Source organism: Streptomyces sp. TLI_55 (genome assembly GCF_900206255.1).
In the GTDB taxonomy this organism is placed as follows: domain Bacteria; phylum Actinomycetota; class Actinomycetes; order Streptomycetales; family Streptomycetaceae; genus Streptomyces; species Streptomyces aquilus.
In genome coordinates this window covers 7,223,536-7,239,984 of sequence record NZ_OAOJ01000001.1, presented here as the reverse complement: position 1 = coordinate 7,239,984, position 16,449 = coordinate 7,223,536, and the positions used below count along the sequence as shown (strand labels likewise).

The following is a 16,449-nucleotide window of genomic DNA, read 5'->3' as shown; positions in this document are numbered from 1 at the left end:
CACCCCCTTTCCGAACGACCTGGAGACCGATGTCCTTCCGCCCCACCGACGTCGCCTACATAGAGGACGTCTCGCCCGGCAGCGGGGCCCTCCCGCCCCGCGCCTGGTACGCCTCCTCCGACGCCACGTCCCTTTCCCTGAACGGCAGCTGGCGCCTGCGGGTGTCCCCGACCGCCGACGCCGAGGACGACTCGTTCGCCGAGGAGGGCTACGACGCCGGGGACTGGGCCGAGGTCACGGTCCCCGGGCACTGGGTCCTCCAGGGCGACGGCGCCTTCGGGAAGCCGATCTACACCAACCACCTCTACCCCTTCCCGGTGGACCCGCCGCACGTGCCGACGGAGAACCCGACCGGCGACCACCTGCACGTCTTCGACCTGCCGGACGACTGGCCCGCGCTCGACGAGGGCGGTGCCGTCCTGCGGTTCGACGGCGTCGAGTCCTGTGCCCGCGTCTGGCTGAACGGCACGGACATCGGCGAGTTCAAGGGCTCGCGCCTGGCGCACGAGTTCGCGGTCGGGCATCTCCTGAAGCCGTCCGGCAACGTCCTCGCGGTCCGCGTGCACCAGTGGTCGGCCGGCTCCTACCTGGAGGACCAGGACCAGTGGTGGCTGCCCGGCATCTTCCGTGACGTCACCCTGCTGCACCGCCCGGCGGGCGGCGTCCTCGACTTCTTCGTGCACGCCGGCTACGACCACCTCACGGGCGAGGGCACTCTGCGCGTCGACTCCGACGTCGACGGGCGGGTGCTCGTGCCGGCCCTGGACATCGATGTCGCGACCGGCGAGCCGGTGACGGTGCCGGTCGAGCCGTGGAGCGCCGAGGCGCCGAGGCTGTACGACGGTGAACTGGTCACCGAGGGCGAGCGGGTGCCCCTGCGGATCGGCTTCCGCACGGTCGTCCTGGAGGACGGCCGCATCAAGGTCAACGGCCGGCCGGTCCTCTTCAAGGGCGTCAACCGGCACGAGTGGCACCCGCGGACGGGCCGCGCGCTGGACCTGGCGACCATGCGCGAGGACGTGCTGCTGATGAAGCGGCACAACCTCAACGCCGTGCGCACCTCGCACTACCCGCCGCACCCGGCCTTCCTGGACCTGTGCGACGAGTTGGGCCTGTGGGTCATCGACGAGTGCGACCTGGAGACCCACGGCTTCGTCGAGCAGGACTGGCGGGACAACCCCGTCGACGACGACCGCTGGACCCCGGCCCTCCTGGACCGCGCGGCCCGCATGGTGGAGCGCGACAAGAACCACCCGTCGATCGTGTTCTGGTCGCTGGGCAACGAGGCCGGCACCGGCCGCGGCCTCTCCGCCATGGCCGAGTGGATCCACGCCCGTGACACCTCGCGCCTCGTGCACTACGAGGGCGACTGGAACTGCCGTGACACGGACGTCTATTCGCGGATGTACGCGAGCCACGCCGAGGTGGAGGCCATCGGCAAGGGGCTCGACGGCGGCACCCTGAAGCGGCGCGGGCTCCCCTTCATCCAGTGCGAGTACGGGCACGCCATGGGCAACGGCCCGGGCGGGATCGCCGACTACCAGGAGCTGTTCGAGAAGTACGACCGCATCCAGGGCGGCTTCATCTGGGAGTGGATCGACCACGGCATCGAGCACGCCGAGCTGGGCTACGCCTACGGCGGCGACTTCGGCGAGGAGCTGCACGACGGCAACTTCGTCTGTGACGGCCTGATCTTCCCCGACCGCACCCCCTCCCCCGGGCTCGCCGAGTACAAGAAGGTCATCGAGCCGGTCCGCATCGAGGGCGACGGCGCCGACGGCACCGTACGGGTGACGAACAAGTACGACTTCGCCGATCTGTCGGGGCTCGCCTTCACGTGGTCGTACCAGGTGGACGGCGAGACGGTGGAGTCCGGCTCCCTGTCGGTGCCCGCGCTGAAGCCGGGCGAGTCCGCCGATGTGAAGCTGCCTGAGCCGCCCGCTCACCAGGGCTCCGCGGAGACCGGGTGGACGGTGCGGGCGACGCTCGCCGCCGACACGCCGTGGGGCGAGCGCGGGCACGAGGTGGCGTGGGGTCAGTTCCCGGGCGCCGTACGGGCGTTGCCGTCCGTGACGGCCACCGAGGGGCCTGTGCTCGACGGGCGGACGATCACGCTCGGCCCGGCCGCCTTCGACGCCCGCACCGGGGCGCTCACGTCGATCGGCGGAGTGGCCGTCGAGGGGCTGCGGCTGGACGTGTGGCGGGCGCCCACCGACAACGACGAGGGCGTCGAGTGGGCGTCCCACATCCAGTACTCGGCGCTGTGGCGGACGCTGGGCCTGCACCGGATGCGGCACCGGCTCGACGCGGTGGAGCTCACCGACGACGCGCTGACCGTGCGGACGCGGGTGGCCCCGGCCGCCCGTGAGGTGGGGCTGGCCACCGTCTACCGGTGGACCTCCGACGGCAGCCGGCTGAGGCTGACGGTGTCCGTGGCGCCCGAGGGCGAGTGGAAGGTGCCGCTGCCCCGCCTCGGCATCCGGCTCGGGCTCGCCGGGGCCGACACGGTGACGTGGTTCGGGGGTGGTCCCGGCGAGTCCTACCCCGACACCCGGGCGGCGTCGCGGATCGGCCGGTGGACCTCGACCGTGGACGCGCTCCAGACGCCATATCTGCGTCCGCAGGAGAACGGCGCCCGGGGCGACGTCCGTTGGGCGGAGCTCGGCGGTCTGCGGATCGAGGGCGACCCGGAGTTCGCGTTCAGCGCCCGCCGCTGGACGAACGAACAGCTGGAGGCGGCCGCGCACTTGACCGACCTCAAGGCCGGGGACACGGTGTGGGTCAACCTCGACCACGGTCAGCACGGCATCGGTTCGCAGTCGTGCGGTCCTGGCCCGCTGCCGCAGCACCAACTGACCGCCGCGCCCGCGGAGTTCTCGTTCGTGTTCTCGGCCGACGAGCAAGAAGGCCATTGATCGATTGATCGATTGACCGACGGCTGACGTCCATGGCCGGGCTCCCTGAGGGGGGCCCGGCCATGGACGTGGTGATCGTAGTGATCGTAGTGATCGTGGTGATCGCTACGGGCAGCTGATGCGGGTGTCGCCGGTGTCCGTCGTGCAGGTGTCGGTGCCGAAGCCGCCGTTGGCGGTGTCGTTGCCGGAGACGTTGTCGACCGTGTTGAGGCGGTCGTTGCCGTAGTTGCCGATCAGGTTGTCGTTGCCGGGGCCGCCGTAGAGGGTGTCGTTGTCGAAACCGCCGTCGACGCGGTCGTTGCCGTAGTCGCCGTACGCGGTGTCGGTGCCGTAGCTCGCGTTGATGGTGTCGTCGCCGCCGAGGCCGCAGATCACGTCGGTGCCGTAGGTCCCGGTGATCGTGTCGTTGCCGCTGGTGCCGATGCGGGTGCAGCCCCGGGCGTTGTTGACCGTGGTGGTCGCCGTGGCGGTGTTGTTCGCGGTCGCCGGGTCGGTCTGGGCGGCGGTGACCGTGGCCTTGTCGGTGAGGGTGCCGGTGGCCCGGGGTTCGGCGACGACGGTCACGGTGGCCTTGGCGCCCGGTGCGAGGGTGCCGAGGGCGCAGGAGACGGCGGTCGTGCAGGTGCCCTGGGAGGCGGTGGCCGAGATGACGGAGCCGGCGGGGCCGGTGAGGGTGTCGGTGAGGGTCACGCCGGTGGCGTTCGTGGTGGTGCTGGTGTTGGTGACGGTAACCGTGTAGGTGGCCCGGTCGCCGATGCTCACCGTGGCGGTGCCGGTCTTGGTGACCGAGAGGTCGACGCCGGTGGGCGGGGGTGGCGGGGTGCCGCCGCCGAGGTAGCGGGCGAGAGCGCGGTCGTCACCGGTGTCGCCGGCCGCGACGATCTTTCCGTCGGTCTGGAGGGCGAGGGCGCCCACCCGGTCGAAGGCGCCGAAGTCGGTGGTGGTGCGGCCGCCGGTCGCGAAGCCGGTGTCGGCGGTGCCGTCGGCGTTGTAGCGGGCCAGGGCGAAGTCGGTGCCCGCGGAACCGCCGGCGAGGATCCGGTCGTCGGGCTGGACCGCGAGGTCGTTCACCGCGGACGTGGGGCCGAAGTCGGTGGTGACGACGCCGCCGGTGCCGAAGCCGCCGTCGAGGGTGCCGTCCAGGTTGTAGCGGACCAGGGTGAAGTCGTCGCCGGTGCCGCCGGACATGAGGATCTTGCCGGTGGACTGGACGGCCACGGTCTCGCCCCAGTTGTAGCCGCCGAGGTCCGTGGTGACCTTGCCGTCGCCGCCGAAGGTGGTGTCGAGGCTGCCGTCGGGGTTGTAGCGAGCCAGGGCGAAGTCGAAGGAGGTCTCGCCCGAGTAACCGGCCAGCACGATCTTGCCGTTCGGCTGCACCGCCATGTCCTTCGCGATGGCGCCGCCTTCCGCGCTGAAGGAGGTGTCGACGACACCGTCGCCGTCGAAGGAGGTGTCCAGGGTGCCGTTCGGCAGGAGGCGCACCAGCGCGAAGTCGCCGCCCGCGCGGGCCCCGGCGAGGATCTTCCCGTCGGGCAGCACCGCGACGCCGGCGGCGTCCTCGGCACCGCCCGCGAGGCCGGGGCTGATCCAGCCGTCGCCGCCGCCGAAGGTGGTGTCGAGGCTGCCGTCGGTGGTGTAGCGGGCCACCGTGAACCAGCAGCAGCCGGCGAACTCGTCGTCGGTCTCCTGGTGGCGGCCGACCACGACGATCTTCCCGTCGCTCTGGAGCGCCACCCCCTGGGCGATGTCCTCACCGAACTCGAAGTCGGTCAGCACCTCGCCGTCGCCGCCGAAGGAGGTGTCCGGGGTGCCGTCGGGGTTGTGGCGCAGCACGGTGAAGTCGGACGCGTCGAAGTCGGAGGCCTGGCTGGAACCGACGGTGACGATCTTGCCGTTTCCGGCCTGTACGGCGACGTCCTGGGAGTCGGCGCGGAAGCCGCTGTCGACGACGACCTTCCCGCCGGTGCCGAACGCGGTGTCGAGGTCACCGGGTGCGGCGAGCGCGCTGCCGGGCAGGGCGACGACGAGCGCGAGTGCGGCGGCGCCCCGCAGGACCGCCGCGCGCAGAGATCCCCGTAGGGAGTCAAGGGTGGACATGCGCCCAGCTTGCGGACGCCCGTACGACACGGTGGCGTGGCTGGCCGGTGCCTGGTCCCACTGGGCCGCACACTTCCACCCCACGGGGTGACCGGACCGACAATCGGCCCGCGCGGCAGGCGGCATAGGGTCGGGCGCGATGGACGAGCGACAGGAAAAGGAACGGGCGTACGCCGCCGAGGGGGTCGTGTGGTCGCGGCTCGCCGGGCTGCTGCCGGGCTCCGAGGACGTGGCCGAGATCCAGGCGTGCTGGGACATCGGTGAGCAGGAGGCCGGTCTGTTCCGGCTGGTGGACCGGCTGTTCGAGCTGGAGCTGTCCGTGGACGACCGGACGCGGGCCGAGCTCGCGGCGATGGCCGAGCAGTGGGGGGTGTGGGACGAACTGGCCACGGACATCGTCGATCTGCCCGGCTTCGAGGGGAAGCTGCGGGTGGTCGAGGGCCTGGAGCCGGTGGACCGGGCCGGTGCGCAGGCGCTCGTGCCATGGATGCGCTGCGAGCCGTGCGGCCGCATCCTGGCACTGGAACACCGCCGCGAGGTGTGGGGCGGCCTGTCGTTCTCACCGGTGTCGTACGTCGTGTCCGTCCCGGACGGCGCGGGCACCCAGCTGGTGATCGACGCGGAGGGACCGGACGCGGTGTGGCGGGCGCTCGACATGTTGACGGCGAGCTGCCAATCGGCGAGATGACGCAGATGCCGGCTGTTCCGGACGGGGTCGCACCGACGTGCGGGGACAACTGCGTCGCCGTGGCGGGCTCGTTGCACCGGAGCCGCTCCGGGACGGCCAACCGTACGGGATGCGCGGGCACCCGAGTCAACTCTCACGTCACCTGTGAATGTTGAACAGTTTTCTCAACTACCCTTTTTAATCACTCGCGTTGACATGAACATGGACCCATGAGACGACTCCTGGGCACCCTCGCGGCCGCGGCCCTGGCCCTCACCGGCCTCACCGCCACCGGTGCGACACCGGCCGCCGCTGCCACCACCGGCACCTTCAACGTGCTGACGTACAACGTCGCCAGCCTCCCGGAAGGTCTGAGTTCGGGGCACCCCCAGACCAACACCCCGCTGATCTCCCCCCGGTTGGCGCCGTACGACATCGTCAACGTGCAGGAGGACTTCAACTACCACGCGGCCCTGTACGCCGGCGACAACCACCCGTACCGCACCGCGACCAGCGGCGGTGTCCCTTTCGGTGACGGCCTCAACACCCTGTCGGACTACGCCTTCGACGACTTCGAGCGCGTCAAGTGGAACGACTGCACCGGCACCAACTGCCTCACCCCGAAGGGGTTCTCCCTCGCCCGGGTGCGGCTCGCCGAGGGTGTCTACGTGGACCTGTACAACGTGCACACCAACGCGGACGACACCGACGACGCGCTGGCCGCCCGGCGCGCCAACGTCGAGCAGCTCTCGGACTTCATCCAGGCGAACTCCGCGGGCAACGCCGTGATCGTGATGGGTGACACGAACACCCGCTACACCCGCTCCGGCGACAACATCCGCACGCTGGCCGACGAGAACGGCCTCACGGACGCGTGGGTGCAGCTGGTGAAGGGCGGGGTGCGGCCGACGCAGGGCGCGGACCCGCTGGTGTGCCCGACGACGGCGCCCACCAACTCCTGCGAGGTCGTCGACAAGGTCCTGTACCGGGGCAGCAAGCTGTTCTCGCTGACGGCCACCCGCTACAACGACGAATGGGCGTCGTTCCTCGACTCCGCCGGCGGCAATCTCTCCGACCACTTCCCGCACACGGTCGACTTCTCCTACACCCTCAACTCGTCCCTGAAGGCGAGCGACTTCTACGGCGGCCCGCACGGCACGGCCTTCAACGACGCGGACGACCTCCCGTCCACCGTCTCCCCGCGCACCCTCACCCTGCGCGGCGCCTCCCGCCTCGACGGGGTCTCGCTCGCCCTCGACGGTGGGACGACGCTCGGTCACGGCGGTACGGGCGGCACGGCGACGTCGCTGACCCTGGCGGCCGGCGAGCACCTCACGTCCGTGAAGCTGACCCAGGGTCAGAAGGACGGCCGCACACGGATCTTCTCGGCGGCGTTCACCACGGACAAGGGCCGTACCCTGTCCGCCGGCACGGCGACCTCGGACACCAAGACCTTCACGGCACCGTCGGGCTGGCAGATCGCCGGCTTCACGGGCCGCGCGGGCGACGAGATCGACAAGCTGGGCGTGCTGTACGCGCCGATCGGCTGACGAGGCCGCCGAGCGGCCCGAGTTGGAGTTTCCGGTCTCCGGCCTGTACGTAAGGAGTGATCCGTACACACTGGAGGGGGACCGGTGACGCCAGAGGCCCTTGGACCGTTCAACCGCCGGGTTCGCCTGGTCGTCGAGGTCCGCGACGACCAGGACGAACGGGAGCTGGCCAGCGGCCTGTTCGAGGCTCAGGGCTGGGGGGTGCGGCCGGTCCGGGACAGTGACGCGGTCACCCCCGAGGACGGCTACGCGGCGTTCATCGTCGAGATACCCGTGCACGGCTCGCGCTGGACGGCCCGCGGGGCGGCCGTCGAGCGGCTGACCTCGCTCGCGGACCGGCGGAAGGTCGACGTGTGGGTGCGGGAGACCAAGCTGGTCCCGCTCAAGTCGGCCGTCCCGCACACCACTTATCACGTGCATCACAAGGTGCCCGACGGCGCGGGCCCCCTCCTGCGCCGGCTCGCCGAGCAGTGGATCGCCGTGGGCGGGTGGGACGTACGGCACACCCTGCATCTGCGCGGAGAGCCCGGCGACGACCAACGCGAGCGGGCGCTGGCCGAGTTGGAGGCGCGCAACATCGGCGGCCGGCCGTTCGACCGGGAGGTGCATGACGTCCGGGTGGCGATGGGCCCGGCGAGCAACGGGACTCCGGCCGATCCCCGACGGCGGGCGCTCACGGCCGCGGTGGTGATCGCGGTCGCCCTGGTGTGCCTGGCGTGCGGCGCCGCTCTCGGCGCCTTCGCGACCCCGTGGCGATGGGTGGCCCTGCTGCCTCCCGCCGGGCTCGCCTGGCCGGTGGGCGCCTGGCTGACCTCCAACGCGCCCCGGCCGTGGCCGGTCAGGCTGGGGTGCGGGGCGGCGTTCATGGCGGCCCTGACCTGCGGGGGCTGGCTCTGGGCGAGCTCCCAACAGGCGAGCCTGTCCCAGCAGTTCCTCTGGCTCCTCGTCACCCTGGGCATCGGCTTCGTCGCCTTCGGCCTCTGGTACGCGCTCAGCGCGTCGTGGTTCAGCCGCAACGTGCAGTGGTTCCTGCCGGTGCTCGCCGCGCCGCTGCCGTTCGTCGTCCCCTGGGTCGGGGCGTTCCTGCACGCGGTGTACCTGGAGGACATGTTCGGCATCCCCGCGGACACCGTGCACGTCGGCTTCTTCTGGCAGTACGCCGTGGCGCTCAAGCCCCTGGCCCTGGCGGTGACATGCGTCCTGACGGTCCTCGCGGTGGGCGGCTGGGCCCGGCACTTCAACGTGGCGCCGTCCGTCAGCGGCTTCTTCCGGCTGATGTTGGTACTGACCGGACTGGTCGCGGTGCTGACGACGGTGACCCTCTCCCTGCACACGACGGAGCAGGCCGCCGACCGGGCGATGGACGCGGCAGCCGCGGGCCGCCGACCCCCCGCCTACTACGGCCTCCAGCCCGAACTGGTCTGCATACGCCCCCTCGCCCGGCAGATCCCGGTCATCAACGGCCCCGCTCCCACCACCCACCCCGTCCTGTCCTTCCAGGCGAGCGGCGACACCCTCTGGCTCTGGGACCCGTCCCCGTCCCACGGCGACGACCCCACCCGCCATGCCCTGCGCCTGAGAGCGGAGGACGTGACGCTGACGGCGGCAACCGGCAAGCACTGCTGAGCAGGGGCTCCGTGTCAGGGTGGCGGCGTTCCACACTCAAGTCACCGTCGGAGAAGACCCGTTCGCCGCGCGTCGGCGCCACGGGGAGCGGCGGAGCAAGGCGCGCAGAGGCCGGGTCGGCGGCGGATCGTAGGCGGCGTCGTGCCACAGACGACGCAAGTGGACGAACCCATAGTCGCGCCCGGCGTCCGAGTCCTGGAGCGTCTCGGCCCAGACACGGTCGAACGGCGGACGGTGCATCTGCGCATGGATGGCCCCGCCCCAATCACCCCAGGTCTCGTCGGAGACCCACCCCTGGGCCCGGAGGTCGGCCTCGTCCTCACTGAGCCGGAAGTAGAGTCGTATCGCGGCCGTGTCCCGGTCAGCGTCAGCACCCCCCTCACCACGGCCGTCGACCCCGCGCAGGGCGGGCAGCGACAGCCGGTCCAGCAGCGACCAGTAGCGGGCGACGTAGACGTCCTCGAACTGCCGGACGCGCTGCGTGCGCACCTGCCAGATCGCGACCCCCGAGGCTACGAACGCGGCCAGCACAGTGATCCCAAGGGAGAGCCATTCCATGGCCAGGAATTGTGACGGACCCGCGAAAGGAGCTACCCACCGCCCCCTCCTCCTTCCTGGACTAGCATGCCACCTAGACCCCCTAGGTTCCCCAGGGAGTCGCAGAGAGTCACAAGGAGCCGGAGAGTCCCATGGCCCGCGCAGGAATCACCGCCGATCGGCTCACCGAGGCGGCTGCCGATCTCGCCGACGAGGTCGGGTTCGAGAAGGTCACCATGTCCGCGCTCGCCCGGCACTTCGGGGTCAAGGACGCGAGTCTGTACTCGCACATCAAGAACCTCCAGGAACTGCGCACCCGCGTCGCCCTGCTCGCCGGGGCGGAAATGATCGACCGGATCGCCGTGGCCGTCGCGGGCCGGGCCGGCAAGGACGCGCTGGCCGCGTTCGCCGGGGCGTACCGGGAGTACGCCCTGGAGCGGCCCGGCCGCTACGCCGCCACCCAGATCCGTATCGACCAGGCCCTCGTAGCCGACTCCCCCGGCTTCCGCCGCACCGCCGAGATCACCTACGGCATGCTCCGCGCCTACGGCCTGGCGGAACCCGACCTCACCGACGCCGTACGCCTGCTGCGCAGCACCTTCCACGGCTACTGCGCCCTGGAGTCCACCGGCGGTTTCGGCGCCGCCCGCGACGTACGGAAGTCCTGGGCCCGCGCGATCGACGCCCTGCACGTCCTGCTGGAGAACTGGCCCCGAGAGGAGCCCACGGACGGGTGAGCGGCGCAGGAGGCGCTCATCGGCGCGTTCCGGCGCGACCGAGGGCCACGACCTCGTCGTACGAGAGTGTGGCGCCCTGCGGAGAGCGGCCCTCCGCGACGGCCGTGACCGTCTCCAGCATCGCGCCCAGCGCCCGCCGGTACGGCAGCGAACCGAGGCTGATCCGGCGGACGCCGAGGGCGGTCAGTCGGGGGACCGTGGGGCCGGTGGGCGAGTAGAGGATGTTGAGGGGGACGTCGAGGCGTTCGACGAGGGCACCGATCGCCGCCGGATCGGTCAGCCCCGGTACGAACACACCGTCCGCACCCGCCTGTTGGTAGGCGTCGAGGCGACGCAGAGTGTCCTCGCGGTCGCCTTGCCCCAGCCAGTGGGTGTCCGTGCGGGCGTTCACGAAGAGGTCCGGTGCCGCCGACTTGACGGCGGCGATCTTCGCGGCGTGCACGTCGGCCGGTCCGAGGCCGTCCTCCAGGTTGATGCCGACGGCACCGACCGCCGCCACCTCCCGTGCGAACGCCGCCACTTCGTCGGGGTCGTCGCTGAAGCCGCCCTCGGCGTCCACCGACAGCAGGAAGGGCTCCGCGCCCAGCGTCGACGCCAGCCGCAAGGTCTCGTCCCGGGTCGCCGAGGCCCCGTCGGGCAGCCCGGCCGCCGCGGCGACGCCGAGACTCGTGGTGCCGACGGCCGGAAAGCCCTGGCGGGCCAGCACCGCGGCCGAGGCGTGGTCCCACGCGTTGGGCAGCAGCAGGGGCGTGTCGGCGTGGTGGAGTGCGGCGAAGGGCGTCATGACAGCTCGCCCACGGCGTCGCCGTTGTACGTCGATGTCTCCAACTCGGTCATGGACGGCACGCTAGAGCCGTATCCGTTCGGCCGCCGCCGAAGTGTCCTCGCCCGCTCGCTACTCCCCGCGTTCCGCCTGGCTCCGCTCCACACAGAACTCGTTGCCCTCGGGGTCGGCCATCACCACCCACCCGGTCCCGTCCGGCCTGCGCTGGTCGTCGACGACGGTCGCGCCGAGGGCGAGAAGACGCTCGACCTCCTCGTCACGGGTGCGGTCCTGGGGCTGGAGGTCGAAGTGGACGCGGTTCTTGACCGCCTTGGTCTCGGGGACGGTCACGAAGAGCACGCCCGCGGCCTCGATCAGGGCCATGGGGTCACCGGGCTCGTCCTCCTCGTGGAGGGGCTGGTCGAGCACCTTGGACCAGAACGTCGCGAGGGCGTAGGCATCGGCGCAGTCGATCGTCACATGGCGAATCAGAGAGGTCATGTGAGCGATCTTGGTGTACGGCTGTGAAGCCGGGCAACCGATTAGCCGACGTGCGGCCGACCCGGTCCGCCGCGGCCGGCATCCATGGCTCCCACCATCCGCCGCATGACCTCGACCGGCAGCCCCGGGTTCCGCGCAGCCGTCTCCGCCCCGCCTCCGCGCAGCAGCCCGACCAGCAAGCGGGCCGGCATCCGCGGGTGCAGGGCCGCGGCCTGCCGTACGTGCTCGTGCGGGTCCTCCAGCAGCCGCGCCGCCGCGGTCGCCGACAGTCGTGGGTCGGTCGCGGCGCGGTACCGCACGTCCTCGCCGACGTCCCGGCTGAGCCGTTCGACCAGCTCGGGCGTCGACTCGGGGTCGTCCAGGGCCAGTTGACGCATGCGCGGGTCCGGGTGGTCGGCGTACCGGACGAGGTCGCGGCGGGGGAAGTTCGGGTGGCCGCGCGGCCGGTCGGGGGTGCTGAGGCTGCCGTCCCACCACTGCCACACCCGCAGCAGCAGGTCGGCGGGCGCGTCGTCGCAGGACTCGGCGAGGAAGAGCTGGACGATCCGGTCTTCGTCGTGGGCGAGGCGTTCGACGACGTCCGGGGGCAGCCGCCGGGCCCTGGCCACGCCTCTGCGCACGAGGAAGTGGGCGGAGGCGGCCAGGCGGCGCATGGCGTCCTCGTCCTCGTGCAGGTCCTTGACCCAGTCCAGCTCGAAGTGACGGACTCCCGGGTCGAGTTCGACCGGAATGGCGGCCCGCTGCTCCTCCGTGAGGTCGGGCCGGGTGGACACCCGGAAGCGGACCCCGTCGTCCGGGTCCGCGGCGAGGAGGGCGACCAGGTCCGGGTCCAGCCGGGGGTTGGCGGCGAGGGACCAGCGCTGCGCACGGTCCCCGTGGCGGGCCAGGTGCTCGGCGAGGTCACGTTCCAGGAGGCAGCTCTCCAGAGCCCCGGCCTCCACGTCCTCGGCGTCGAACACCGACCGGGGCATCGGGTGGTCCCGATGGTGCAGCACCCGCGCCCTGGCCCGCACGACGGCGTGCGGGTCGGCGAGGAGCGCCTCGCGGCCCGCCACGTCGAGATGGGGCCAGGCGGTCCGGCAGGCCACGGCACGCACACCGTCGGCCGGGTCGGCGGCCAGCACGACCGCCACGGAGGCGGGCAGCCCTTCGAGGCGCGCGGCTTCGGACCGCACCCGCGCGGACGGGTCGGCGGCGAGGACACGGCAGGCGTCCTCGGCGACCCGGGCCCGGAGCTCCCCCGCCGTCATGGCGAGAAGCCACCGCTGCCGCTCGTCGCGCTCGGCGAGGATCACGCGGCCCCACTGCTCGGGGGTGATGCCCGGCTGGGTGCTGGCGGTCCTGAACCGGACCTCCCAGTCGGGGTCGGCGAGCAGCCCGTCCACGACCTCGGTCGGCAGAGCGCCGTACAGGCTGTAGGAGGACAGCACCGGCAGCAGCGGCCGCAGCTCCGCCGGCAGGGCCGGGTTCAGCGAGAGCCCGCTCGCCCAGGAATCCAGCACTCCCTGCGGGCACTTGGGCCCCTGGAACAGCGCCTCCCAGGCAGCCGCCCGCTCCTCCGGGCTCTCCCGCCCCGCGACCCGGGCAGCCTCCTCGCGCCGCGCCCGAACCCCGTCGACGGCGACGATCCGCACCGCGTTCTCCCGCCTGCCGACCCCCACCAGGGCGTCCCCGTCCAGCGCCATGGTGACGAACCCGGGCCGCTCCCCGAGCAGACCGGCAAGATCCCACTCAGCGCGCAGCCGCACCCTCACCCACCGGTCGGTCCGGCTTCCAGGAAAGTCGAGGAGGAACACCCCATCCGCACCGAAGACCCCGGCCTCGGACGCCAACCGATGCCACTCGGCATCGAGTTCAGCGACGAGGTCGGCCCGCTCCAAGGAGACCGACACGGCCGCCTCGGCCTCCCCCGCCACCACATACCGCCAGGCGAACGGAGACGGCAACACCTCCTCGACCCGCCGCTCCCCCACGACGTCGAGCCCGGCCCGCCCCAACAGTTCTACGAGTTCGTCGCCCCCACCCATGATCCCCATACTGCCCGAGTCGGCTCACCGCACGGCGGTGACATCCACACCGGCACTGTCCACCCGAGCCTCGACCGCCCCCTCATCACCCCAACGCACGTGCAGCACCCCCGAGTTGTCCAGCCGCACGCTCACCGCGTCCTCCAACGGCACGACCTCCGCCTCACCACTCAGCCGGACCACGGCGACGAACAGGCCGTCCCCGTCCCCGGTCACGCCGGACAGCTCAGGCCCCAGCCCGACAACCGGCAGAATCTCCGCCCGCACCCCCTCCCCACCACCGGCCCACCCCGTGACCCGCACCGGCGTCCCCGGCTCCGCCCCCGCCACCAGATGCGCCCGCACCTCCACGGCTCCGTGCGCCAGCACCAGACTGGTCACCCGCGCTCCCCCACCGGCCGCGTGCCGCGAGGCCGCCCAGCCGTCACCGACGCCCAGCGGCTGGATGTCCGTACGGCTCGGATCGTCCCCGACGATCACGCTGTTGTCGTACGACGGTGAAGGCGTCGTCACCGTCGAATAGGCGAGGCGCGTGTAGTACGGGTCGTAGCGGACGTCCTCGCTGCCGTGGTTGTGGAGACGGACCAGACCATCCGAACGCGTCGACTGGATCAGCCAGTTGGGGGCACCGATCGACCGCACCACGTCCGCGCGTTCCACCGGTCCGGGTTCCTCGGTGGCCGTCCACACCTCGTGCTCGGGCGGCAGGAGCAGCCCGAGGAAGGCCTTGCTGGCCCAGTACGGCGAGGCGGGACCGGAGTACCCCTGAAGGACGGCCTCGTCAGGACCGTGCCAGCCCAGCGTCAACAGCCCGTCCGCGTTCACCGCACCCCGGTCCAGGAAGTACTTCAGCGCCCCGGACGCCAACCGCCGCGTCTCCCCCGGCGTCAGCGGCGTACGACCGGTCAGGGCGCCGAGCCACAGCGGGGCGGCGGTCGCGAAGCGGTAGGTCAGGGAACGCCCCTGGTGCAGCGGAGCGCCGTCACCGCCGAACAGATGGGCGTAGTCGGCGAGATGGGCTTCGAGACGGTCGCCGTACAGGCTCAGGAGCCGGCTGTCGTCGGCCAGCCAGGCGTGCAGCACCGGGTAGAGGTGCATCGCCCAGCCGTTGTAGTAGTCGTACTTGCGGCCGTCGCCGTCGGTGTACCAGCCGCCGCCGACGTACCACTCCTCGATCCGCTCCAGACCACGGTCGATCGCCTTCCCGGCCGCCTCGGTCTCGTACCCGATCTCCTTCAGGAACCCGCCGACGGTGACGGGGAACAACTCCCAGTTGCAGGGCCAGGCTTCAGCCCCGAGCGCATCACCGAGCCAGCCGACCGCCCGCTGCCGCACACCGTCGTCGAGCCGGTCCCAGAGAAGGGGCCGGGTCAGCCGCAACGCGAGAGCGATCGAGGCGGCCTCGACGAGCGGCTGGCTGCGGTCCTCGATGCGCGGCCAGACCCCGGAGGCCCCGGCGGCGAGCCCGTCCGCGTACCGCTCCAACACGGTCTCGTCCCGCCGAAAGGCGGCGAGCAGCAAGGTACGGGCGTACCCCTCCAGCCCATCGGAAAGCCGCCCGGACCAGCTCGTGTGCGCACCGGGGAACTGATACAGGGCCCCGCCCTCGGTGGCGTACGGCTCGGTCGCGGCGAGCAGCCCGTCCGCGGCGGCTTCCCAGTGGGCTCGGGTGTAGCCGGTGCAAGGGCTCACGGCACGGTCTTCGGAGGGAAGGTGCATGGGCTCGCTTTCGATCTTGGCGGAGTATGACGCCCCGAAGGGGCGCGGGGAACTGCGCGACCAGCCCCCACCACCCCGCAGACAAACACAACCAACAGGCCTGGGGCGCCCCGGTTCCGGTCGAGGCGCCCCAGGGGCTCATTCCGCCGCCCGCACCAACCCCCCAGGGACCAGGTGCTGAGCGACAAGTTCATCGCGGACAAGCCCGGCATACACCGTGGCCCCATGCACAGACGTATGCGTGTTGTCCCGCTTCTCGTTGTACAGGTACAGGCCCTTGGAGCCCTCCGTCCCGAGGGACTCGACGAGCGACTTCGTCTTCGCGGTCAGGTCGATCAGCGGGACGCCGTTGTCTGCCGCGACCGAGCGGATGACGGCGGGGTGGTCGACGCCGAGGCCGTTGACCAGGAGTGCGGTGTTGTTGTTCAAGGTGCCGTCCGAGTTGAACCAGCGTCGCACGATCGGCGTCACGAGGACAGGCTCACCGCCCTTTTCGCGGATCCCGGCGACCAGAGTCTCCAGGTTCGCCCGGTAGGTCGCCCCGTCGGTCGTCTTGTCGTTGTGGGCGAGCTGGACGAGGACGAGGTCGCCGGGGCGGATCAGTGACTGGACGGTGCCCCACAGCTGGGGGCTGGCGAGGTAGCTGACCGTACTCTCGCCGGAGTCGGCGTAGTTGGCGACGGAGAGGCCTTTGCGCAGGTACTGGGGCAGCTGCTGGCCCCAGCCGGAGTAGGGGTCGCCGGGCTGGTCACAGACCGTGGAGTCGCCGATGAGGAGGATCTGGCGGGTATGGCGGGCCGGGGTGACCTTGATGCCGGCGAGGGCCGGGGCCGTCCCGCCGATGACGAGGTCGAGGCCGGGGGTGCCCTCGGCACCGGTGGGCTCGCCCTCGGGGGTGCGGACGTTCACGGTGAAGCTGCGGGCGACCAGCTCCCCGGCGGGCGCGGCCGTCGCCGGCAGCAGGGCGCGCCGGGTCTCACCGCTGATCTCGGTGCTGGAGTCGGCGTCACCGCCGAGCAGGACCTTCACGTCGTACGTGCCCGCCGGGACGTCGAAGTGACAGGCGTCCGCAGTGCAGTTGGCGATGCCACCCCCGGCGTACCCACCCCCAGCGTTCCCGTCCCCAGCGTTCCCGTCCCCAGCGTGCGCCGGTACGCCGACAAGCCCGGCGCCCAGGGTGAGCGCCGCCAGCACGGCGAGGTTGAAACGTCTCATTCGCTGCTCCTCCGACACGTGGCAAGACCTGGCGGCTGGACCGTACCCGTATCGGCAAGCGCTTTCTAGGCCTCGGATCGATTTCACAAGATTGC

Annotated in this window: 12 protein-coding genes; 5 read left to right on the top strand and 7 right to left on the bottom strand. The window is 71.6% G+C overall.

Features of this window, described 5'->3' with window-relative positions; translation table 11 throughout:
* Positions 1 to 29 precede the first annotated feature (29 nt).
* Positions 30 to 2,915 (top strand): glycoside hydrolase family 2 TIM barrel-domain containing protein, encoded by a 2,886-nt coding sequence (locus CRP56_RS33205; RefSeq protein ID WP_097270307.1) that lies wholly within the window; start codon positions 30 to 32, stop codon positions 2,913 to 2,915.
* Positions 2,916 to 3,020: 105 nt separating this feature from the next.
* Here the strand turns inward: CRP56_RS33205 and CRP56_RS33200 are convergent, their stop codons facing one another.
* Positions 3,021 to 5,012, bottom strand: a complete 1,992-nt coding sequence (locus CRP56_RS33200) for a DUF11 domain-containing protein (RefSeq protein WP_097270305.1) — start codon at positions 5,010 to 5,012, stop codon at positions 3,021 to 3,023.
* Between the two features lie 139 nt (positions 5,013 to 5,151).
* On the opposite strand from CRP56_RS33200, the gene CRP56_RS33195 reads away from it, so the two are divergent.
* The 3 genes from CRP56_RS33195 (at position 5,152) to CRP56_RS33185 (ending at position 8,855) form a co-directional block, all read left to right on the top strand.
* The gene (locus CRP56_RS33195; RefSeq protein ID WP_097270303.1) at positions 5,152 to 5,700 is read left to right on the top strand and encodes a hypothetical protein; all 549 of its coding nucleotides are present in this window, start codon (positions 5,152 to 5,154) and stop codon (positions 5,698 to 5,700) included.
* A gap of 209 nt (positions 5,701 to 5,909) precedes the next feature.
* The gene (locus CRP56_RS33190) at positions 5,910 to 7,229 is read left to right on the top strand and encodes a jacalin-like lectin (RefSeq protein ID WP_097270301.1); all 1,320 of its coding nucleotides are present in this window, start codon (positions 5,910 to 5,912) and stop codon (positions 7,227 to 7,229) included.
* An 84-nt stretch (positions 7,230 to 7,313) separates the two neighbouring features.
* Positions 7,314 to 8,855, top strand: a complete 1,542-nt coding sequence (locus tag CRP56_RS33185; RefSeq protein ID WP_097270299.1) for a hypothetical protein — start codon at positions 7,314 to 7,316, stop codon at positions 8,853 to 8,855.
* Between the two features lie 36 nt (positions 8,856 to 8,891).
* Here CRP56_RS33185 and CRP56_RS33180 read toward each other — a convergent pair whose 3' ends face one another.
* Entirely contained in the window at positions 8,892 to 9,413 is a 522-nt protein-coding gene (locus CRP56_RS33180; RefSeq protein ID WP_097270297.1) for a hypothetical protein, read from the bottom strand.
* A 131-nt stretch (positions 9,414 to 9,544) separates the two neighbouring features.
* Here CRP56_RS33180 and CRP56_RS33175 point away from each other — a divergent pair, with 131 nt between their 5' ends.
* Complete coding sequence (locus CRP56_RS33175) at positions 9,545 to 10,129, top strand: TetR/AcrR family transcriptional regulator (protein ID WP_097270295.1); 585 nt, start codon at positions 9,545 to 9,547, stop codon at positions 10,127 to 10,129.
* Between the two features lie 16 nt (positions 10,130 to 10,145).
* On the opposite strand, the gene CRP56_RS33170 is transcribed toward CRP56_RS33175, so the two are convergent.
* From CRP56_RS33170 to CRP56_RS33150, 5 genes are all read right to left on the bottom strand, one after another.
* On the bottom strand, positions 10,146 to 10,913 hold the full coding sequence (locus CRP56_RS33170) for an isocitrate lyase/PEP mutase family protein (protein ID WP_097270292.1): 768 nt from the start codon (positions 10,911 to 10,913) through the stop codon (positions 10,146 to 10,148).
* A 111-nt stretch (positions 10,914 to 11,024) separates the two neighbouring features.
* A complete protein-coding gene (locus tag CRP56_RS47765; protein WP_097270290.1) occupies positions 11,025 to 11,393 on the bottom strand; it encodes a VOC family protein in 369 nt (122 codons plus the stop codon).
* Positions 11,394 to 11,434: 41 nt separating this feature from the next.
* Positions 11,435 to 13,420: a PE-PGRS family protein gene (locus CRP56_RS33160; RefSeq protein WP_097274681.1), complete on the bottom strand. Its 1,986-nt coding sequence runs from the start codon at positions 13,418 to 13,420 to the stop codon at positions 11,435 to 11,437.
* A 24-nt stretch (positions 13,421 to 13,444) separates the two neighbouring features.
* Entirely contained in the window at positions 13,445 to 15,139 is a 1,695-nt protein-coding gene (locus CRP56_RS33155; protein ID WP_097270288.1) for a DUF2264 domain-containing protein, read from the bottom strand.
* A gap of 138 nt (positions 15,140 to 15,277) precedes the next feature.
* Positions 15,278 to 16,354 carry a rhamnogalacturonan acetylesterase gene (locus CRP56_RS33150; protein WP_097270286.1) on the bottom strand — a complete coding sequence of 359 codons (1,077 nt, stop codon included), beginning with the start codon at positions 16,352 to 16,354 and terminating at the stop codon, positions 15,278 to 15,280.
* Positions 16,355 to 16,449 lie beyond the last annotated feature (95 nt).